Below are 21,534 nucleotides of genomic sequence, written 5' to 3'. Positions count from 1 at the left end.
GGCCCGCCGGAGGTCAGCGCCTGCTCGCCGCCGCGCGCAGCTTGACGGACTGCTTGAGCGCGATCGCCGGGCGCAGGGCGGCCGGTTCGTGGTCGGCGCGGACCGTCTCGTAGGCGGCGGTGGCGTCGCCGACGCGGACCACGGTCACCAGCACGGCCTTCGCGGCGCCGAGCGCGGTGTCGGTGACGGTGTACGTGACCTGCTGGTCGCCGAGCGGGCCGCCGGCGGCGGTGGCCGGGGCGACGGCGAACGTCGTGGTGGCGCCGTTGCGGGTGGTCCGGTAGCCGTGGCAGTCGCGCAGGGCGGCGGTCAGTTCGTCGAGGACGTCCTTCGCCTCGCCCTTCTTGTAGGAGGCGATCACCTCAAGGCTGATGGTCTTGGCGTTCTTGTCCCGGTCCGCGGTGTCGGTGACCATCCCGCCGGTGTAGACCTGCCGGGTGTGCTTGGGCCGGGTGCTCCACTGGTCGGCGAGCGGTTGGCACTCCGGCTTGTCGGCCGTCTGCGGTCCGCCCAGCAACTGGGTCGTCGTACCGGCCGGGAGCACCTGGACGTGCGGGACATCGGAAGAGGTGAGCAGCGCCTGCATGAGCCTGCCGGTGGACACCTCGCCCGAGGCCACCGGGCGGTCCGGCTTCCTCGTGCCCCCGCCGCAGGCCGCGGTGAGGGCGAGCGCGGGCAGCAGCAGCGCGACGGGCAGGGCGATCGGCGGGCCCCCGCGGCTACCGGCCAGTAGGCGACTGTGTGCGCGTATCGGCATCGATGCGTATCCCCTGTGTCGTGTCCGTGCCCGGGGCGGCGGCGTGGTGCCCGCCGCGTCGGCCCCGGGGCCGCGTCCTGTCCGCCCCCGCTGTCCCGGGGGCGGCCCGCTGCCGCGCGACTTTACGGCACCGGGCCCGGCCTTCCCCCGCGGCCCGCTCCTCGCGCGGTCACGGCCGGCGGGTCACCGCTTGGCGAGCACCGCCTTGAGCTTGTCGCTCTGCTTGCGGGCCACGTCCAACGGGAAGGTGCCCGTGCCGCCCTTGGACTTCACCGACAGATAGGCGGTGATGGTGTCTCCGGTCTTGACCACGGTCACCAGCGCGGCGCCGGTCTCCTTGTCCGCGGTGTCGGTCATCACGTAGGAGACCGACTCGTCGCCCACCGAGACCGACGGGCCCTTGCCGATGGTGAAGGGCGTCCTGGTCCCGCTGTTGTCGACCCCGGTGAACCCGGTGCAGGTCTTCAGCGACACCTTCACCGAGTCCATGACCTTCTGCGCGTCGCCCGGCGCGTGGCTGGCCACCAGCATCTGGTTGACCTCCTCCGGGGTGGCCGCCGTGGTGGTCTTGGCGAAGGCCGCGCCGACGAAGGCCATCCGGTGGATCGTCGGCTTGCTGCTGGTGATGTCGGCCAGCGGCTGGCAGTCGGGCTTGTCGGCCACGAGCGTGGCGTCGTCCGAGCCGTCGGGGGAGTCGGTGGCGTCGTCGGTCTGCGAGACCTGGATCACCCAGCCCGGCACATCCGTCTCGGTGACCAGCGCGCTGGTCAACTGGGCCTTGGTCAGCGGCGCCTTGCCGCTGAGCACCGACGAGGCGGACGACGTGGCGTCGGACTTCCCTTTGTGGTCGGAGGAGTTCGAGGAGCACGCGGCGACGAGCAGCAGCGCGGGCAGCACTGCGGCGGCGGCCAGACGGGTCTTGCGCATGGGGGTCACATTCCCTGGGGTCGGCGGTGGGGGGATCCGCGGGTGCGGGCCGAATGCCGATCCTCCCGGTACCCGGGCCGTGCCGTCCATGCCGCGCCGGGAGGCTGTGCACGCTCTGTGCGCCACCCGTGTCCGTGTACGAGCCGTGTCCGCGCGGCCGACCCACCGTCACCACGTGGTGACATGGCCCACACAAATCGGTCGTCGCACGGGGTTCCGCTTTCGTATACGTTGGCGCGTTTGGCACTCTGAACGGCGTACGGGGGAACGCTCGCGTCAGCGGGCGGACGGAGGGATGCGCGCAAAACATGACAACTCATCTGGAGGCGGCGGGGGCCGCCGATCCGAGGCTGATCTGGAGCACCTCGCACGATCAGACAGGACCGCCGGTCCTGCGGCACCGGAGGGACGGAATCCTGCCCGCGGTCGCGGCGGCGCTGTCCATCCGCGACGAGGTGCTGACCTGCACGGGCGCGAAGAACGAGCAGCCGCCCGTACTTCACCCGATCGTGCGGGAGTTCCTGGACGCGCTGCCGGTCGGGCAGCGGGAGAGGTTCACCGGGCGCTGCCCCGAAGTGGTGTTGATTTCACGCCACTTGACGGCCGTCGAGGCGACGCGCGGCAAGCGCGCCTCCCGGCGGCCGCTCACCCGCGGCGAGGCCCGCAAGGCGCTGCGCGGCGCGAAGGTCACCGCCCGCCGGATACGCGAGGACGGCGACCCGGCGCACGGCACGTACGCCCCGCCCTGCCGGTCCTGCGGGCCGCTGCTGGCCCATCTGGGGGTGCGGCCGTTCGATCCGGGCGCGGGACGGGCATGAGCGCGGCGATGACGGGAAGTACGCGTTTCCCGCCCGGCGTCGAGACGGCGCTGCGCACGGCCGGCTGGCAGCCGGGCCGCTGGGACATCAAGCAGGCCGAGGAGTGGGCCGACCGGCTGCGCGGACATGTCTCGCCCGGCGGCCACCGGCACGCGGTCTCGCCCGCCGCGGTCGAGGCGTGGGCGGAGTTCGGCGGGCTGACCGTGCCGCCCGCGGCCGGGCCCGGCCGGCAGATCGCGCCGAGCACGGTCGTCGTCGACCCGATGCGCGGTCTGCACCAGGCCCGTACCCTCGGCGACCTCGGCCGCGCACTGGAGACCGGGATCAGCCCGCTCGGCGAGGAGCAGGGCTCGGGCGCGCTGCTCGCCATCGACGCCGAGGGCCGGGTCTACGCCGTGGATTACACCGGCGACTGGTACGTGGGGTCGGACATCGACCGCGCCCTGGCCGCGCTGGCCGGCGGGGCGCGGCCGGTCCGGCTCACGGTGGGCTGACCGCCCGTCCGGCCGGCGCGCCCGTCAGGTCCGCGCCGGCCGGTGCCGCGTGTCTCGGCGGCCGTTCGCTTCGCGCGCCGGGCCCGGAGCGCCGGACTCCGGTGCGCCGCCCGGTATTTCCGTGTACACGCCACGGTTGCCCGTACGCCACGGATCACGGCCCCGGACCCCGAGACGCGGGTAAGCCGCAGGTAGCAGTCCCCTAGGGGGAGGCACCTACTTTCGGCGGCCCCCGGTTCGTACCGGCGGATGACGATCGCGGACCGCGATGTCCATACGGTCGTAGGACGGGGTGGGGATAGCCCCACCCCGGACACGGAGACCTGCCCCATCGTGCCGCCGGGCACGCTCCAGCAGGCTGGGTCCATACCGAGACGCACGTACGACCACAGGAGAAACCAGTGACAACGGCAGTGACGATTCCCAAGGCCGGGGGCAACGGAGAACGTTCGGCCGTTGCCGCTGCCGGCCGCGCGGTGACCAAGGCGTACGGCATCGGCGAGACCCGTGTGCTCGCGCTGGACTCCGTGGACGTCGACATCGCGCGTGGCCGCTTCACCGCGATCATGGGCCCCTCCGGGTCCGGCAAGTCCACCCTCATGCACTGCCTGGCCGGTCTCGACACCGTCACCGAGGGCCGGATCTGGGTCGGCGACGACGAGATCACCAACTTGAAGGACAAGAAGCTCACCCAACTGCGCCGGGACAAGATCGGCTTCATCTTCCAGTCCTTCAATCTGCTTCCGACCCTGAACGCGGCGGAGAACATCACGCTGCCGATGGACATCGCCGGCCGCAAGATCGACCGGGCCTGGATGGACCGCGTGGTGGAGACCGTGGGTCTGGCCGGGCGCCTCAAGCACCGGCCCACCCAGCTCTCCGGCGGCCAGCAGCAGCGCGTCGCGGTCGCCCGCGCGCTCGCCGCCCGCCCCGAGATCATCTTCGGCGACGAGCCGACCGGAAACCTCGACTCGCGGGCCGGCGCCGAGGTGCTGGGCTTCCTGCGCCGGTCGGTCGACGAACTCGGCCAGACCATCGTCATGGTCACCCACGACCCGGTCGCGGCCTCGTACGCCGACCGTGTGCTCTACCTGGCCGACGGCCGGATCGTCGACGAGATGGCCGACCCGACCGCAGAGTCCGTCCTCGAGCGCATGAAGTCCTTCGACGGTCGCGGGAGGACGTCGTGACCGTCCTCAAGACCTCGGTGCGCAACTTCTTCGCGCACAAGGGCAGAATGGCGCTCTCGATGATCGCCGTCCTGCTGTCGGTCGCCTTCGTCTGCGGCACCCTGGTGTTCACCGACACCATGACGGCCACCTTCGACAAGCTCTTCGGCTCCACCGCCTCCGACGTCACCATCAGCGCCAAGAAGGTCGACAACTCGCAGGCCACCGGCAAGCCGGACGGCGTACCGGCCTCGCTGCAGGACACGCTGCTGAAGGTGCCGGGCGTCGCCACGTCCGACCCCGACGTGACCAGCACCGATGTGACGGTCGCCGACGCGCACAACAAGAGCGTCGGCGCCTCCAGCGGCGCCCCGACCATCGTCAGCAACTGGGACCCGACCGAGACCAAGGCCGTCGAGCTGTCCTCGGGCCACCTCCCCAAGGGCCCGGACGACGCGGTGCTGGACGCCGACACCGCCAAGAAGCACGATCTGAAGATCGGCGACCGGCTCCGGGTGATCGCCCAGCCCGGTGACTTCAACGTCACCGTGACCGGCATCGTCACCTTCAAGACCACCAACCCCGGCGCCGCGGTGCTCTACATCGACACCGCCACCGCGCAGGCCAAGCTGCTCGGCAGCACCTCGCAGTACACCGGCTACGGGCTGACCGCCGCCAAGGGCGTCACCGACGACCGGCTCAAGGCCGACGTCAAGGCGGCGATCGGCGGCAAGTACACGATCGACACCGCGGCCGAGACCAAGAAGAAGGACCAGGACAGCCTCGGCGGTTTCCTGGACTTCATGAAGTACGCGATGCTCGGCTTCGCGGGCATCTCCGTCCTGGTCGGCATCTTCCTGATCGTCAACACCTTCTCGATGCTGGTCGCCCAGCGCACCCGTGAGATCGGGCTGATGCGGGCGCTCGGCTCCAGCCGCAAGCAGGTCAACAGGTCGGTGCTGATCGAGGCGTTCCTGCTCGGTGTCACCGGCTCGGTGCTCGGCGTCGGCGGCGGCGTCGGACTGGCCGTCGGCCTGATGAAGCTCATGGGCAAGGCGGGCATGAAGCTCGACACGTCCGAGCTGACGGTCAAGGCCACCACTCCGATCGTCGGACTGGCCATCGGTGTGATCGTCACCGTCCTGGCCGCGTACATCCCCGCCCGCCGGGCCGGGAAGATCTCCCCGATGGCCGCGCTGCGCGACGCGGGCACCCCCGCCGACGGCAGGGCCGGCCGGATCCGCGCCGCCGTCGGTGTCCTGGTCTGCGCCGCGGGCCTGGTCGCCCTCGTCGGGGCCGCCAAGGCGGCCAAGGCGTCGACCGGCGGCGGTCTGCTGGGGCTCGGAGTGCTGCTCTCCCTGGTCGGCTTCGTCATCGTCGGCCCGCTGCTGGCCGGTGTGATCGTCCGCGGGGTCAGCGCCGTGGTCCTGCGGTTCTTCGGGCCCGTCGGCCGGCTCGCCGAGCGCAACGCGCTGCGCAACCCGCGGCGTACCGGCGCCACCGCCTCCGCGCTGATGATCGGACTGGCGCTTGTCTCCGGTATGTCCGTCGTGGGCTCCTCGATGGTGGCCTCCGCCAACGACCAACTCGACAAGTCCGTCGGCGCCGACTTCATCATCCAGATCGGCGACCACGGCAGCCAGATCTTCACCCCGGCCGTACGGGACGCGGTGAGGTCCGCGGGCTCCATCGAGCACTTCACCGACTACACGATCGTCAGCGCCAAGATGACGACCCCGGCGGGCAAGACCGTCAAGAACTACCTCACGGCGGCCGACCCCACCTACGCCCAGGACCTGCGGCTCGACACCGTGCAGGGCAAGCTGGCCGACGCCTACGGCAAGAACGCCATGTCGGTCCCCGAGACCTTCGCCAAGGACAACCACGTCAAGCTCGGCGACGAGATGACCGTCGCCCTGGTCAGCGGCTCCACCGTCAAGCTCAGGATCGCCGCCGTCACCAGCGACGACACGGCCATCGAGCACGGCACGATGTTCACCAACATCAGCACCGCCCGGCAGTATCTGCCCGCGGACAAGATGCCCGGCGACTTCATGATCTTCGCCAAGGCGGCGAACGGCAAGGAGAAGGAGGCGTACGCCTCGCTCAAGGCGGCGGTCAAGGACTACCCGCAGGTGCAGGTCCGCGACCAGTCCGACTACAAGGACCTGATCCAGGGTCAGGTCAACCAGCTGCTCTACATGATCTACGGTCTGCTGGGCCTCGCGATCATCGTGGCCGTCCTGGGCGTCATCAACACCCTCGCCCTGTCGGTCGTCGAACGCACCCGCGAGATCGGCCTGATGCGCGCCATCGGAATGTCGCGGCGCCAGCTGCGCCGGATGATCCGGCTGGAGTCGGTCGTCATCGCCCTGTTCGGCGCCCTGGTCGGTCTCGGCCTCGGCCTCGGCTGGGGATCGAGCGCCCAGCAGGTGCTCGCCGCCCAGGGACTGGGCATCCTGCGGATTCCGTGGTCCACGATCGTCTCGGTCTTCATCGGCTCCGCGGTGGTCGGCCTGCTGGCCGCCCTGCTCCCGGCCTTCCGGGCCGCGCGGATGAACATCCTGAACGCGATCGCCACCGACTAGACCCCGGTGCCGGGCCGCCCCTCGGGGCCCCGGCACCCGCCCCGCAGGAACGCGGCGGCCCCGGTAAGCGCAACCCCCCGCGCTCCGGGGCCGCCGTCCTGCCGTGGGGGACCACCACCGGCCCTCAGCGGGCGGCGGCCGCCGGGGCTTCGGCGGCCGCGCGGGCCTCGGACGCCGTGCCGTCCTCGGTCGCCCGGCCCGCCGTGACGTCGCTCGCCTTCACGAAGGCGATCCGGTGGTTCCAGCGGATCGGGTAGTAGACGGTCGTGCCCACCACCCGGGTGTCGTCGCCGGGCGCGCTCTGATCGATGTTCTCGGCGTAGAAGTAGTCACCGGTCACCGGCGCGTCCGCCACGTACGACTGACCCGCCGGGAGGGTCCAGCCGAGCGGCGCCACGGTCTGCGTGCTCCGGCGGGCGACATCGGCCAGGACCGCCGGGTACGCGGACGCCTCCGGGTACGCGCGCCCGTACACCGGGACCGCGGTGTCGCCCGCCGGGGTGACGACCTGTCGGGCGGCGCCGCCCACGACCGCGTACGCGCCGCCGGGATCGGCGAACCACGCCTTCTGGCCGCCGTACCAGATCGCCGTCCAGTCGCCCCGCACCTCGGCCACCACGAACGTCTGCCCGGCGACGGCCTTGTCGCTCACGTCGGACGCCTGCGTCGTGCCGTTCGCCAGCCCGGCGCCCGCCATCACCGGGTCGGAGATCAGCGGCGCCGTCGGCGACGGCCCGGTGCGCAAATAGACGAAGTCGGTCGGCTGGGCCTTGCAGGGGCTGGGCGAACACCCGGTGACCACCGGCTCGTTCGCCGACGTGAACGGCGGGTCGATGGTGACCGTGCCGCCGACCACGGGGACGCCGCCGGTGGCACCGAGGGGCGCGCCCAGCAGATCCATGTAGTGCGCCCAGTTCCAGTACGGGCCCGGGTCCCAGTGCATGCCGGCGATGTTCGCGGTCTGCGGGGCGGGTACGTCGTCGTGTCCGATGATGTGCTGCCGGTCCAGCGGGACGCCGAAGCGGCCGGCCAGATAGCGGACCAGGGCGGCGGAGGACTCGTAGAGCGACTCGGTGTACCAGGTCGCGCCGGACAGGGCCACGCCCTCGTGCTCGATGCCGAGCGAGTGCGTGTTGACGTAGTAGTTGCCCGCGTGCCAGGCGATGTCCTTGGTGGGGACGGTCTGCGTCACCATGCCGTCGGAGGAGCGGACGATGTAGTGCGGGGCGGCGTACGTGGTCGGGTCCTGGAACGAGCGGAGGGAGCCCGCGTAGCCGCCCTCGGTGTCGTGGATGACGAGGTAGCGGATCGTGTCGCCGTCGGCCGGGCGGTTCGCCTTGTCGTAGTTGCCGTACTTCGACTTGTCCGACGTGTCGGTCTGCGCGTAGGCGGCGGGGACGACGTCGCAGGCGAGGCCTGCGGGGCACTCGGGGGTGTCCGGGGTGTCGTCGTCGGTGGCGGTCGCGCTCGTGGTTCCCGGCTCGGTCGGGGAGATGGGGCCGGGGCTCTTGGGCGTGGCGGCCCGCGGGGCGACCTCGGGCTCCGGTGCCAGCGTGACCCGTCGGCCGTCGGCGGTGACGCGGCTCGCGCCGGACCTGAGGGTGGCGTACACGCGGTCGGCGTACTGGCGCGCGCCCCGGGGGTCGGGGGACTGGCTGAAGCGTTCGACCGCCGGGTACCAGTCGCCCGGGTCGGTGGGCAGTCGGCGCCCGCCCGTCGACTCCCGCGCGTAACGGGCGAGGAGCGCGGCGCCGCCGCGGATGTTCTGCCCGGTGTCGGTGCGCAGCGTGGCCGGAGGGCGGCCGGTCAGCGCGGCGGCGGCGTCCAGGGTGCGGTACGCGGCGGCGTTCGCTGAGGGGGCGCTGTCCGCGGGTGCGGTGTCGGCCGGGGTACGGGCCCGGGTGCGGGCGCTGTCCGCGGGTGCGGTGTCGGCCGGGGTACGGGCCCGGGCGCGGGTGACGCCTTCGCCGCGCAGGTCGTTTCCCCGGCCCGCCGCGTCCCGGGTGGCGGACCGCGGATCGGCGGCGTCCAGGTGGGTCAGTCCCATGACGTTGTAGTTGCCGGTCGTGCTCGGCTGCCCGCCGTGCGCGTCCCAGAGCGACTGGTGGTAGGCGACCGCCATCAGCACGCCCAAGGGGACGTGGAACTCCCCGGCCGCGGCCGCGAACTCCCGCTGGAGTGTGGACCCGGGCTCCGCGCGGCTGCCGTCCGCCCCGGCCGGCGCCGCCTGGGCCGCCAGGCCCGCGCCTGTCAGCGCGCCCGCCGTCAGCGCGGCCACCGCCACCGCCCGCGCGCGCCGTGACCGTACCGCCCGGCCCCGGCCCCGGCTCTTCCGCTCGTCCGTCACGGACCCTCCCTGCGTCGGCCTGGCCGTACCACCGTGAGTACGGAGAAGGAAGCGCAAAGTAACAGCACGTCGCAGCCCCGGCGGGAAGGCGGCGCCGACCCCGGAGGGTGACGTCCGTGGGGCGCCACCGTGAGGCCCGGCGCGGCGCCGCTGTGCTGTGCGCGGGTGCCGCCGTTCGGGGGATGCCCGCGGGAGAGCGGTCCGGGGGGTGAGTGTCGGCGGCAGGTCGTAGTCTTGAGAGACCCCCGGCCCGTGACACGTGTCGGGCGGCTCGCGTTGCCCGTGGGACTTCCCGGGGCGGCGCGCGGCCCGTGTTCGTCGTGCTCTCCCCGGGACGGAAACCTCATGAGTCTGAACGGTCTGGTCGACGTCGTCGTCGAGGACGCCGCCCTCGCGGAGGCGGTGGCGGCGGCGGTCTCCGGCGCCCGCCCGCAGGTGGACCTCGTGGGCCCGCCCGCCGCCCGCCCACTGGTGATCGCCACGCTCGCCGCCCGCGCGCGCCGCACCGTACTTGCGGTGACCGCGACCGGCCGGGAGGCCGAGGACCTGGCCGCGGCGCTGCGCTCGCTGCTGCCCGCGGACGGGGTCGTCGAGTATCCGGCCTGGGAGACGCTGCCGCACGAGCGGCTCTCCCCGCGCAGCGACACGGTCGGCCGACGGCTGGCCGTTCTGCGCCGGCTGTCCCACCCGAGCGCGGACGACGCGGCGGCCGGGCCGGTGCAGGTCGTGGTGGCGCCCATCCGCTCGGTGCTCCAGCCGCAGGTCAAGGGGCTCGGCGACCTGGAACCTGTGGCCCTGCGCAGCGGACAGAGCGCGGACCTCGGCACGGTCGTGGAGGGGCTGGCGGCGGCCGCGTACACACGGGTGGAGCTGGTCGAGAAGCGCGGCGAGTTCGCGGTGCGCGGCGGCATCCTGGACGTCTTCCCGCCGACCGAGGAGCACCCGCTGCGGGTGGAGTTCTGGGGCGACGACATCGAGGAGATCCGGTACTTCAAGGTCGCCGACCAGCGGTCGCTCGAAGTCGCCGAGCACGGGCTGTGGGCGCCGCCCTGCCGTGAGCTGCTGCTCACCGAGGAGGTCAGGGCCCGGGCGGCGGCCCTGGCGGCCGAGTACCCGGAACTCGGCGAGATGCTCGACAAGATCGCCGAGGGCATCGCGGTCGAGGGCATGGAGTCCCTTGCGCCGGTGCTCGTGGACGACATGGAGCTGCTGCTCGACGTGCTGCCGGCCGGCACGATGGCCGTGGTGTGCGACCCGGAGCGGGTCCGTACCCGGGCCGGTGACCTGGTGGCGACCTCGCAGGAGTTCCTGGAGGCGTCGTGGGCGGCGTCCGCGGGCGGCGGCGAGGCGCCGGTCGACCTGGGCGCGGCCTCGCTGTGGTCGCTGGCCGACGTCCGCGACCGGGCCCGTGAACTGGGCACCCCCTGGTGGTCGGTGAGCCCCTTCGCCGCCGACGAGGCCGGCCTGCCGGACGACGGCGACACACTGCGGCTGGGCATGCGCGCCCCCGAGCTCTACCGGGGCGACACGGCCCGCGCGCTGGCCGACACCAAGGGCTGGCTCGCGGACGGCTGGCGGACGGTGTACGTCACCGAGGGCCACGGCCCGGCCGCCCGCATGGTGGAGGTGCTGGGCGGCGAGGGCATCGCGGCCCGCCTCGACGTCGAACTGGCCACGGTGGCGCCGTCGGTCGTGCACGTGGCGACCGGCTCGATCGAGCACGGCTTCATCGACCCGGCGCTGCGGCTCGCGGTGCTGACCGAGACCGATCTGTCGGGGCAGCGGTCGTCCACCAAGGACATGGGACGCATGCCGTCCCGCCGCCGCAAGACCATCGACCCGCTGACCCTGGTCAGTGGCGACTACATCGTCCATGAGCAGCACGGCGTCGGCCGCTATGTGGAGATGGTGCAGCGCACCGTCCAGGGCGCGACCCGTGAGTATCTGGTGGTGGAGTACGCCCCGGCCAAGCGCGGCCAGCCCGGCGACCGGCTCTTCGTGCCGACCGAGCAGCTGGAGCAGGTCACCAAGTACGTGGGCGGCGAGGCGCCTTCGCTGCACCGGCTCGGCGGCGCGGACTGGACGAAGACCAAGGCGCGGGCGAAGAAGGCCGTCAAGGAGATCGCCGCCGACCTGATCCGGCTGTACTCGGCGCGGATGGCCGCCCCTGGCCACACCTTCGGTCCGGACACCCCCTGGCAGCGCGAGCTGGAGGACGCCTTCCCTTACGTGGAGACGCCCGACCAGCTCACCACCATCGCCGAGGTCAAGGAGGACATGCAGAAGTCCGTGCCGATGGACCGGCTGATCTGCGGCGACGTGGGCTACGGCAAGACGGAGATCGCGGTGCGGGCGGCGTTCAAGGCGGTGCAGGACGGCAAGCAGGCGGCCGTCCTGGTGCCGACCACGCTGCTGGTGCAGCAGCACTTCGGCACCTTCTCCGAGCGGTACGCGCAGTTCCCGGTGAACGTACGGGCGCTGTCCCGCTTCCAGACCGACAGCGAGGCCAAGGCGGTGCTGGAGGGGCTGCGGGACGGGTCGGTCGACGTGGTGATCGGCACGCACCGGCTGTTCTCGTCGGAGACGAAGTTCAAGGACCTGGGGCTGGTGATCGTCGACGAGGAGCAGCGGTTCGGCGTCGAGCACAAGGAGCAGCTGAAGAAGCTGCGGGCGAACGTGGACGTGCTGACCATGTCCGCGACGCCGATCCCGCGCACCCTGGAGATGGCGGTCACCGGCATCCGGGAGATGTCCACGATCACCACCCCGCCGGAGGAACGCCACCCGGTGCTGACGTTCGTCGGACCGTACGAGGAGAAGCAGATCGGCGCGGCCATCCGCCGTGAACTGCTGCGCGAGGGCCAGGTCTTCTACATCCACAACCGGGTCGAGTCCATCGACCGGGCGGCGGCGCGGCTGCGGGCCATCGTGCCGGAGGCGCGGATCGCCACCGCGCACGGGCAGATGGGGGAGTCGCAGCTGGAGCAGGTGGTGGTGGACTTCTGGGAGAAGAGGTTCGACGTCCTGGTGTCCACGACGATCGTCGAGTCGGGTATCGACATCCCGAACGCCAATACGCTCATCGTGGAACGCGGTGACACCTTCGGGCTGTCCCAGCTCCACCAGCTGCGGGGACGGGTGGGGCGCTCGCGCGAGCGCGGCTACGCGTACTTCCTGTACCCGCCGGAGAAGCCGCTGACCGAGACCGCGCACGAGCGGCTGGCCACGATCGCCCAGCACACCGAGATGGGCGCGGGCATGTACGTGGCGATGAAGGACCTGGAGATCCGCGGCGCGGGCAATCTGCTCGGCGGCGAGCAGTCCGGGCACATCGCGGGCGTCGGCTTCGACCTGTACGTACGGATGGTGGGCGAGGCGGTCGCCGACTACCGCTCGGCGCTGGAGTCGGGCGGCGAGCCGGAGGAGACGCTGCTCGAAGTCAAGATCGAGCTTCCGGTGGACGCGCATGTCCCGCACGACTACGCGCCCGGCGAGCGGCTGCGGCTCCAGGCGTACCGGGCCATCGCCGCCGCGAACTCGGCCGAGGACATCACGGCGGTCCGGGAGGAACTCTCCGACCGGTACGGCAAGCTGCCCGAGCCGGTGGAGAATCTGCTGCTGGTCGCGGGGCTGCGGATGCTGGCCCGCAAGGTCGGGGTCAGCGACATCACGCTCCAGGGCGCGAATGTGCGGTTCGGGCCCGTGGACCTGCGCGAGTCGCAGGAGTTGCGGCTCGGGCGGATCTATCCGCGGTCGGTGATCAAGCACGCGGCCAAGCAGGTGCTGGTGCCGCGCCCGGCCACCGCCAGGATCGGCGGCAAGCCGGTGGTGGGGCGGCAACTGCTGGAGTGGACGGCGGAGTTCCTGACGACGGTGCTGGACAACTGAGCCGGCCCGTGCGGGCCGGGGGTGCGGGCGGGCCGGGGTGCGTGCGGGCGCGGCGGCGGTGTGGGGTGCCGCCGGGTTTGCGTGCGGTCAGGTGTGCGGTCAGGTGTGCGGTCTCCACGGAGGGCGACCGGCTCTGGTAGGACAGGCTGATGCAGGAAAAAGCGGCTCAGTCAGCCATCGACCTCTTCATCGCGGCTTTCAACGCCTCGGCCGACAGCTATGTCACGGAACTGCTGTCCCAGGCCCTCACGCCGGATGTGATCTTCTGGGGACCCCTGGGGCGCAGTGACGGGACCGAGGCGGTGGAGCGGTTCGTCCTTGAGATGCGGCGTCATCCGGCCGGGCCGGGCACCATGGCGCGGCGCTCGGAGGTGGACGTTCCCGGGGAATGGGCGCGCTACCAGTGGGTGTTCAGCACGCCCGACGACGGTCCGCGGCTGTCCGGCACCGATGTGGTGCACCTGCGCGACGACCGGATCGACCAGATGATCGTCTTCGCGGGCGACCTCGCTGCCTCGGCCTGAACACCCGCCCGCGCCGGCCCTTTCCCGGATCGGCGCGGGCACCCGGAAGGCTGATTATTGGTCTGGACCCTTGACAGGTCCAGACCAAAGCGTTTGAGTGCTCCCTCGACCCCACTCATCCCCCCTAAGGAGTGGTCACGTGTCGAGACAGCGGATCATCGCCCTTCTGACGGCCCTCGCGGTCGCCGTCGGCCTCGCGATCCTCGTACCCATGGCGTCCACCGCCTCCGCCGCCACCTGCGCGTCGGCGTGGAACTCGTCCTCGGTCTACACCGGCGGCATGTCCGCCTCCTACAACAGCCACAACTGGCTGGCCAAGTGGTGGACGCAGGGCGAGACGCCCGGCGCCGCCGACGTCTGGGCCGACCAGGGCTCCTGCGGCTCCTCGGGCGGCAGCGGCGGAACGACCGGCGGCAGCGGCGGCACCTGTTCCTACCCGGCCTGGGTCGCGGGCCACGCCTATGTCACCGGCGACATCGTCCGATACACCAACGGCAACTTCTACCGGGCCTCGCACGACAACCCGGGCTACGACCCGACGATCAGCACCTGGTACTGGGACCCGTACACCTGCGGCGGCGGCTCGACCACGCCGCCCACCACCCCGCCGAACAACGGTGGATTCGTGGTCAGCGAGGCGCAGTTCAACCAGATGTTCCCGAACCGGAACTCCTTCTACACCTACAGCGGCCTCACCGCGGCGCTGAGCGCGTACCCCGGGTTCGCCAACACCGGCAGCGACACCGTCAAGAAGCAGGAGGCCGCCGCCTTCCTCGCCAACGTCAGCCACGAGACGGGCGGCCTCGTCTACATCGTCGAGCAGAACACGGCCAACTACCCGCACTACTGCGACACGAGCCAGTCCTACGGCTGCCCGGCCGGGCAGGCCGCGTACTACGGGCGCGGGCCCATCCAGCTCAGCTGGAACTTCAACTACAAGGCGGCCGGTGACGCCCTCGGGATCGACCTCCTGCACAACCCGAACCTCGTCCAGACCGACTCGGCGGTCGCCTGGAAGACCGGGCTCTGGTACTGGAACACCCAGTCCGGCCCCGGCACCATGACCCCGCACAACGCCATGGTCAACGGCGCCGGCTTCGGCGAGACCATCCGCAGCATCAACGGCAGCATCGAGTGCAACGGCGGCAACCCCGCCCAGGTGCAGAGCCGCATCAACGCCTACCAGAGCTTTGTGTCCCTCCTCGGCGTCCCCGCGGGCAACAACCTCTCCTGCTGAGCCGCCCCCTTCCGCCCGGCGCGGGCGCCCACCGCGAGCGCCCACCGCGAGCGCCCACTTCGGGCTCCCGCTCCGGCGTCCGCCGCCGCTCAGGGGCCGACGTGCCCCGCTCCTCCGGGAGCGGGGCACGTTAGTGTGCCGATGTGACGATCACCGCTGCGGGTACGAACATCCGGCCGCTCGCCCCCGGCCAGCGCGCCCGGCTGCTGGTCGGGGACATCGACGGCGGCGAGCCGCGGCTGGTCCACGAGACGGCGGACAGCGCCCTGGAGGCGCCCAACTGGTCTCCGGACGGCCGCTGGCTGGTCTTCAACCAGGACGGGCTGCTTCTGCGGATCCCCGCGGACGCCACTCCCGGCGACGGCCCCGGGCCCGAGGTGATCGACACCGGTTCCGTCACCGACGCCAACAACGACCATGTGCTCTCCCCGGACGGCCGCACGATCTATCTGTCGGCCGGGGACGGGCACATTCACGCCGTCCCCTTCGAGGGCGGCCCCACCCGGCGGGTCACCAATGAGCAACTGCCCGGCCCCTTCCGCCACTTCCTGCACGGCATCTCACCCGACGGCGGCACCCTCGCCTATGTCGGCGTCGAACCCCACGGCGGCGACGAGTGGGGCTACCGCAACATCTTCACCGTGCCGTCCGGCGGCGGCCCCGACATCCGGCTGACCGACAGCGCCGCTCCCGCCGACGGTCCGGAATTCACCCCGGACGGCCACTGGATTCTCTTCAACTCCGAGCACGGCGCGACCACTCCGGGCCATGCCCAGCTCTTCCGGATGCGCCCGGACGGCTCCGAACTCACCCGACTCACCTCGGACGAGCGGGTCAACTGGTTCCCCCACCCCTCGCCCGACGGCCGCCACATCCTCTACATCAGTTTCCCGCCCGGCACCGAGGGCCACCCGGCCGACCGTGACGTGATCCTGCGCGTCATCGACCCGGACGGCGGCGGCCGGCGGGACGTTTTGGCCTTCTTCGGCGGCCAGGGCAGCCTCAACGTCAACAGCTGGGCCCCCGACAGCCGCCGCTTCGCCTACGTCGACTATCCGCTGGACTGATCCCGGGAGCCGCCCCCGCGGGCCCGCTCAGTCGCGGTGGAGGATGACGTAGCCCTCCGAGCTGACGAGCTGGGTGTATGTGGCCGTCGGATGCAGCTGCTTGGCGTAGGTGACCGGGTCCGACACCCACCCCGACGAGTTGTCGATCACGATGTAGTCCGGGTTCACCCCGGGGGTGTTGCCCACCCAGTACACCGTCGTGCGGTGCACCAGGCGGCTGATCGGACCGACGTTGGCCTCCACCGTCGCGCCGTCCGGGACCTGGTCGAGCAGCTTCTCGACGGCCTTGGTGTGCGCGTCCACCTTGTAGGTGTCCCCGTGGCTGAGCGAGGCCAGCGGCAATGTCAAAGTCAGCGCCAGCGCCGCCCCGACCGCCGCCGCCGGTACCCCGGAGGCGTACGACCTCAGCCACGGTCGCCGGCTCCCGCGCGACAGCGCCGCGGCGTCCACCAGCGCCAGGAAGATCACCGGCATCAGCACCGCGCTGTAGTGCCAGTCCGTCCCCCAGTAGTGGTCGTCGTGCGAGACGAACCGCCACCCGATCGTCGGCAGCGCCGCCAGGAACAGCGGAGACCGCAGCGCCAGCAGCCCGCTGGTCGGCAGCAGAATCCACAGCAGGGTGTGCACCGCGGTGCCGAACGGGATGTGCCCCGGCATCGGCGCCCCATTGCCGCTGAGCTTGTTCCAGTAGTCGTAGCCGCCCGTGTGGTTGAACGCCGGGATGATCACCGCGAACGCCAGCGCCGACGCGGCCACTCCGAACGCGGTCAGCGCCATCGCCCAAAAGCCGTACCGCAGGGCGTCGCTGAGCGGCGGCTCCTTCCCGTCGTCCCCGGCCTCGGCCCCGTTTTCGGCCCCGTTTTCGTCCCGGTCCCTGGCCTGGTCCTCGTCCTGTGCCCGCGCCGACCGGACTTCCGCCGGCTTGGCTTCCTCCGGCTCGCCGTCGGCCGAGTCGACGCTCTCCGCCACGGCTCCGGTGCCGGTCTCCGGCTCCGGTTCCGCGGTGGTCCGCAGGCGCCACCAGACGATCGCTCCGATCGCCGCTGCCGTGACGCCCATGTCCTCCTTGACGAAGACCAGCGGCAGCGCCCACCACATCGCCGCCGCCCACCGCCTGCGCAGCACGGCCTCCAGCGCGAAGGCCAGCAGCGGCATCGCGAACGCGATCTCGTGGAAGTCGAACTCGACCGCCTTCTGTACTCCCCACGACAGCGCGTAGGCCGTGCCGATCGCCAGGCCCCGTCCCCGTCCCAGCAGGTGTGCCGAGACCCGGGCGATCGGGATCACCGACACCGCGAAGAGCAGTGCCTGCGCCACCAGCAGCGTGACCGGTGTGGGGAACACCCGGTAGAAGGGCGCCATCAGCGCGGTGATCGGGCTGAAGTGATCGCCCAGGATGTTGAACCCCGGCCCCTTCAGATCCGCGACCGGCGCGTGCAGCTGTGAGTAGGACCGCACCGCCTGCTCGAAGATGCCCAGGTCCCACGACATCGTGAGCATGCGCCGGTAACGCGTCACCGACAGCAGCGTGTACGCCACGAAGAAGACGACAGCCAGCAGATACGGGTCCAGGCGTGCTCCCGGGACCCGGAACCGGAAGCCCTGTGCGGCCGCGGTCCCCTCCGTGTCCGTGGCCTGCGCCGTACGGGTGTCCTGCGCAGGGATCACGGCCTCGGCCCTGTCCATCGTCGTCCTCCCGTGGAAGCTGGGTCGCGGTCTGCCGGAAAAGATACGGGACGAGGCTGTGCCCCGGGGAGACCACAGGACACGGTGATCCCCCCAGTGGCCGTAACCGGCCCGGCCCGGCCGGTCGCCACGGGTCGCGACCGGCCGGCTCGGAGAAGGATCAGGAACCCAGCTTGTCTATGTCCACGACCTGGCCGGCGGGCGGCGCGGTGGCGGACACCGGCTTGTCGAAGTCGCCGAACAGGAGGGTGCCCGCGTCATCGCCTCCGACCGTCACGATCTTCAGCACATAAGGGGTGTCGTCGGCCGCGATGTAGGCGGTGCTCGTCGAGCCGTCCTTCGGGTCCTTGTCGCTGACGGGTATGACCCGTCTCCCGTCGAGCGTGCTCAGCGCGCCCTTCGTCGGCCGGTGGGCCTTCTCCTTGAATCCGGAGAGCAGCTCGTCGAGGTCGCAGAAGCTGCTCATCTCCTTGGCTGTGGAGCTGGTGGCGGCGGTCTTCATCCACTTGCCGTGCAGCAACTGCACCGTGCCGTCGCCCATCTGCTTGAGGAAGGCGTCGTTCCCCCGCATGTAGAAGTGGGTGCGGGTCGAGATGATCTCGACGTTCGCGCTGCCCTCCGTCAAGTGGCCGGTGCACTCTCCCTTGCTGTCCAGCGACAGGTGGAAGGTGGTCGGCTTGCCGTCTTCCTCACCCGTCATGTCGGCCGTGAGCGACCGCGTGGAGGTCATCGCGTCCGTGGCCTTGTGAACGATCTCGTCGGCCGACAACTGGGCGAGGGCCGGCGGCGTCGGGCTCGGTGTGGTCGGCTTCGGGGCGGCGCTCGGGCTGGAGCCCGAGCCGGCACCGCCCGACGTGGCTTTCGCCGACGTGTCGCCGCTGTCGTCGCACGCGACGAGTCCGAGTGCGGCGGTCGCGCACAGCACGGCGATCGTGATGCCGCGCCGGACGGTGTTGGCGTTCATGGTGGAGCCCTTCCCGAGGCACGGCGGAGCGCCGCGCCGTTCGTGCGTGGTGGTCGTGAGCGCGGGCGCGCGGGGTCAGCCGGTCTTGCGCCAGTCGTCGCAGCCCTGGCTCTTGAAGTAGGCGTCGGACTTGGCGACGGTCACGATGGCGGTGCCGGTCACGTTGTCGTTCGCGGTGATCGACTCCATACCGTGCAGGGCGTCCTTGCTGCGCTCCCAGTAGCACATGCCGTCCGCGTTCCCGGTGCTCTTGTACGTGCCGGGAGCTATGTCCGTGCCGACCTTGTACATACCGTCCCCGGACACCTTGGTCTTCGGGGTGCCGGACTTCGTGGCGGTCACGGCGAACCAGTCCTTGCAGTCCGTGGACTTGAAGAACTTGTCGGTCTTCTTGATCGTCACGTAGCTGCTGCCGGTGACGTTGTCATTGGCCAGGATCGAGTCGGTGTCGCCCTTGGCGTCCTTGCTGCGCTCCCAGTAGCACATGCCGTCGTCGTTGCCGGTGGTCCGGTAGGTGCCGGGCTGGACGTCCGAGCCGACCTGGTAGGTCCCGCTGCCCTTGAAGGCCGCCTTCTCGGCCGGCTTGTCCGCGGGCTTCTTGTCCTGCTGCTTCGCAGGCGCGGAGGCCGTGCTTCCGTCGGAGCCGGAAGGAGCCGCGGAGCCGGTGTCGTCCGCCGGACCGCACGCGACCGCGCCGAGCGCGATCACAGCTGCGGTGGCACTCGCGGCGACGAGCGAGGTGAGCGAAGACCTGGACATGGGATACCCCCTGCGATCGGTGAGCCCTGGTGGCTCGGTGAACCGTCCGGTCAATAACAACATGACGTGTGAACCGAGTCAACAGTGAAACTCGAACGAGTGATGTCCACGCCGTGAAGTGGGTTCATGGGCATCCGTGGGTATGCTCGAAATCACGCGCGATCGACGCGTACAAAGGGGTCGTGGGCGTGGAAGCGCCGACGGCCGACGGGGAAGGAGCGGGGCGGTGCCGGAGAACTCAAGCGAGGTGACCGCGGCGGGAATCGCCAGACTGGCGGGGGTCGGACGTGCCGCGGTCAGCAACTGGCGCCGCCGTCACGGCGACTTTCCCAAGCCCGTCGGAGGCACGGAGACCAGCCCGACCTTCCGGCTCACCGCTGTCGAGCGCTGGTTGCGGGACCAGGGCAAGCTCGCCGCCGTCCCCCTGCGCGAGCGGGTCTGGCAGCAGGCCGACAGCCATCCGGCGGGCACCCCCGCGGCCCTCCGGCTCGCCGGATCGCTGCTGCTGCTGATCCGTGAACGGCCGGAGATCTCTGTCTCCTACATCGGCACCTCCGACGCCGAACTGGCCGCCCGACTGCCCGCCGACCTGACCTCCGCCCTCAACGGCCGGCTCGGCACCGGCCACCCGGTGGAGCTGCCCGACTCGCTCGCCCCCGCGGTTCCGCTGTTGCGCGCCACCGCCGAGCTGGCCCTGGAGACCGGCCCCGGCCAGGCGTACGAATTCCTGCTCGGCCGTTATCTCGACGCCAACCCACGGCAGTTCACCCTCACTCCGCACGGCCCCGCCGAGCTGATGGCGGCCCTGGCCGGCGATCCGCCGCGCAGCGTTCTCGATCCGGCCTGCGGCACCGGCTCACTGCTGCGCGCGGCGGGCGCCGTCGAGGCCGTGCACGCGCAGGAGGCGGAGCCGGAGCTTGCCGCGCTCACCGCGCTGCGGCTCGCGCTCGCCACCGACCCGACCGTCCGTGTCCGGATCCGCACCGCGGACAGCCTGCGGGCCGACGCCTTCCCCGGCCTGACGGTCGATTCCGTGCTCTGCCATCCGCCGTTCAACGACCGCAACTGGGGCCACGACGAGCTGGGATACGACCCCCGCTGGGAGTACGGCTTCCCTGCTCGTACGGAATCCGAACTCGCCTGGCTCCAGCATGCGATGGCCCATGTCCGCGACGGCGGCACTGTCGTGATGCTCATGCCGCCCGCCGCCGCGTCCCGCCGCTCCGGCCGTCGCATCCGGGCCGATCTGCTGCGCCGCGGCGCACTGCGGGCCGTGATAGCGCTGCCCGCCGGAGCCGCACCGCCGTACGGCATTCCGCTGCATCTGTGGGTGCTGCGCAGACCCGGCGCCGAAACACGGCCCGCCCCCTATCTGTTGCTCGTCGACGCGGCCGCCGTCCCCACCCAGGGCGCGGAGAAGGCGCCCTGGCACACGGTCAGGGCGGCTGTGCTCGACGCCTGGCACGCCTTTGAGAAGTTCGGCGCGGCGGAGGCCCGTCCCGGCGTCAGCCGCGCGCTGCCCGTCATCGAACTCCTCGACGACGACGTGGACCTGGCACCCGCCCGGCACCTGCCGCCGCCCGCCACCGCGGGCGGAGCCGCGGCCCTCGACGCGGTACGGGACCGGCTGGCCGCGAGCCTGCGCCGCACCTCGGAGCTGGCCCCGGCACCGGCCGCGCCCGGCGAGCCCGCCCACTGGCCGACCACCACCATCGGTGAACTCGCCCGCGCGGGCGCGCTGTCGATGAAGGCCGGCGGTGCGGGCACCGCGCCTCCGGACGACACCGGCCCGGTGCCCGCCGTGCTCACCGAACACGACGTGATCGGCGGTGGCGGGCCCACCGGCATACTTCCGGCCGCGCCACCGGGGGTTCCCGTCGAGGAGCCGGTGCTCACCGAGCCCGGCGACGTGGTGGTGCCGGTGCTCGGCGGCGGGGCGGTGGCCAGGGTCGTGGACGCGGCGCAGGCGGGCGCGGCGCTCGGGCGCAATCTGTATCTGCTGCGTCCGGACACCGCCGCACTCGACCCGTGGTTCCTGGCCGGCTTTCTGCGCGGCACCGCCAACAACCGGCAGGCCAGCAGCTATGCCTCCACCGCCACCCGGCTCGACGTCCGACGGCTCCAGGTCCCACGTCTGCCCCTGGCCGACCAGCGTCGCTACGGGGCCCGCTTCCGTACCCTCGCCGGGTTCGAGGAGGCGCTGCGCCAGGCGTCCCAGCTCGGCGAGCAGCTTGTCCAGGGGCTGCACGACGGCCTGACCGACGGCACGGTACGTCCCGAATAGTTATCCACAGGACCTGCCGGAGCGG

General features: G+C 71.6%; 15 protein-coding genes. 9 read left to right on the top strand and 6 right to left on the bottom strand.

Annotated elements, in window-relative coordinates; all coding sequences use genetic code 11:
* Positions 1 to 13: 13 nt before the first annotated feature.
* Positions 14 to 757, bottom strand: a complete 744-nt coding sequence (locus OHA30_RS12320) for a sensor domain-containing protein (protein WP_328913864.1) — start codon at positions 755 to 757, stop codon at positions 14 to 16.
* Between the two features lie 183 nt (positions 758 to 940).
* Positions 941 to 1,684, bottom strand: a complete 744-nt coding sequence (locus OHA30_RS12315; protein ID WP_328913863.1) for a sensor domain-containing protein — start codon at positions 1,682 to 1,684, stop codon at positions 941 to 943.
* Between the two features lie 308 nt (positions 1,685 to 1,992).
* On the opposite strand from OHA30_RS12315, the gene OHA30_RS12310 reads away from it, so the two are divergent.
* The 4 genes from OHA30_RS12310 to OHA30_RS12295 all read left to right on the top strand — a co-directional run bounded on the left by OHA30_RS12310 (position 1,993) and on the right by OHA30_RS12295 (position 6,753).
* Positions 1,993 to 2,502, top strand: coding sequence for a YwqJ-related putative deaminase (locus tag OHA30_RS12310; RefSeq protein WP_328913862.1), 510 nt, complete (start codon positions 1,993 to 1,995; stop codon positions 2,500 to 2,502).
* An 8-nt stretch (positions 2,503 to 2,510) separates the two neighbouring features.
* Entirely contained in the window at positions 2,511 to 2,996 is a 486-nt protein-coding gene (locus OHA30_RS12305; RefSeq protein ID WP_328913861.1) for an SUKH-3 domain-containing protein, read from the top strand.
* A gap of 401 nt (positions 2,997 to 3,397) precedes the next feature.
* Entirely contained in the window at positions 3,398 to 4,186 is a 789-nt protein-coding gene (locus OHA30_RS12300; protein ID WP_328913860.1) for an ABC transporter ATP-binding protein, read from the top strand.
* Positions 4,183 to 6,753: an ABC transporter permease gene (locus OHA30_RS12295; RefSeq protein ID WP_328913859.1), complete on the top strand. Its 2,571-nt coding sequence runs from the start codon at positions 4,183 to 4,185 to the stop codon at positions 6,751 to 6,753. The genes OHA30_RS12300 and OHA30_RS12295 overlap by 4 nt, the downstream gene beginning before the upstream one ends.
* Before the next feature lie 124 nt (positions 6,754 to 6,877).
* On the opposite strand, the gene OHA30_RS12290 is transcribed toward OHA30_RS12295, so the two are convergent.
* Positions 6,878 to 9,100 carry an N-acetylmuramoyl-L-alanine amidase gene (locus tag OHA30_RS12290; RefSeq protein WP_328913858.1) on the bottom strand — a complete coding sequence of 741 codons (2,223 nt, stop codon included), beginning with the start codon at positions 9,098 to 9,100 and terminating at the stop codon, positions 6,878 to 6,880.
* 345 nt (positions 9,101 to 9,445) lie between these two features.
* On the opposite strand from OHA30_RS12290, the gene mfd reads away from it, so the two are divergent.
* From mfd to OHA30_RS12270, 4 genes are all read left to right on the top strand, one after another.
* Positions 9,446 to 12,988: a transcription-repair coupling factor gene (gene mfd / locus OHA30_RS12285; protein ID WP_328913857.1), complete on the top strand. Its 3,543-nt coding sequence runs from the start codon at positions 9,446 to 9,448 to the stop codon at positions 12,986 to 12,988.
* A gap of 149 nt (positions 12,989 to 13,137) precedes the next feature.
* The gene (locus OHA30_RS12280) at positions 13,138 to 13,512 is read left to right on the top strand and encodes a nuclear transport factor 2 family protein (RefSeq protein WP_328913856.1); all 375 of its coding nucleotides are present in this window, start codon (positions 13,138 to 13,140) and stop codon (positions 13,510 to 13,512) included.
* A gap of 139 nt (positions 13,513 to 13,651) precedes the next feature.
* Entirely contained in the window at positions 13,652 to 14,749 is a 1,098-nt protein-coding gene (locus OHA30_RS12275) for a glycoside hydrolase family 19 protein (protein WP_328913855.1), read from the top strand.
* A 143-nt stretch (positions 14,750 to 14,892) separates the two neighbouring features.
* Complete coding sequence (locus tag OHA30_RS12270) at positions 14,893 to 15,816, top strand: TolB family protein (protein WP_328913854.1); 924 nt, start codon at positions 14,893 to 14,895, stop codon at positions 15,814 to 15,816.
* 27 nt (positions 15,817 to 15,843) lie between these two features.
* Here OHA30_RS12270 and OHA30_RS12265 read toward each other — a convergent pair whose 3' ends face one another.
* The 3 genes from OHA30_RS12265 to OHA30_RS12255 form a co-directional block, all read right to left on the bottom strand.
* Entirely contained in the window at positions 15,844 to 17,502 is a 1,659-nt protein-coding gene (locus OHA30_RS12265; protein ID WP_328913853.1) for a DUF2079 domain-containing protein, read from the bottom strand.
* A 160-nt stretch (positions 17,503 to 17,662) separates the two neighbouring features.
* Positions 17,663 to 18,466, bottom strand: coding sequence for a hypothetical protein (locus OHA30_RS12260; protein ID WP_328913852.1), 804 nt, complete (start codon positions 18,464 to 18,466; stop codon positions 17,663 to 17,665).
* Positions 18,467 to 18,541: 75 nt separating this feature from the next.
* Positions 18,542 to 19,225, bottom strand: coding sequence for a hypothetical protein (locus tag OHA30_RS12255; RefSeq protein WP_328913851.1), 684 nt, complete (start codon positions 19,223 to 19,225; stop codon positions 18,542 to 18,544).
* Positions 19,226 to 19,451: 226 nt separating this feature from the next.
* Between OHA30_RS12255 and OHA30_RS12250 the strand changes: the two genes are divergently transcribed.
* Positions 19,452 to 21,509 carry an N-6 DNA methylase gene (locus OHA30_RS12250; RefSeq protein ID WP_328913850.1) on the top strand — a complete coding sequence of 686 codons (2,058 nt, stop codon included), beginning with the start codon at positions 19,452 to 19,454 and terminating at the stop codon, positions 21,507 to 21,509.
* Positions 21,510 to 21,534 lie beyond the last annotated feature (25 nt).

Source organism: Streptomyces sp. NBC_00223, assembly GCF_036199905.1.
GTDB lineage: Bacteria > Actinomycetota > Actinomycetes > Streptomycetales > Streptomycetaceae > Actinacidiphila.
Note: the sequence above shows the minus strand (reverse complement) of the source record. Positions and strands in the feature narration are given on the sequence as shown.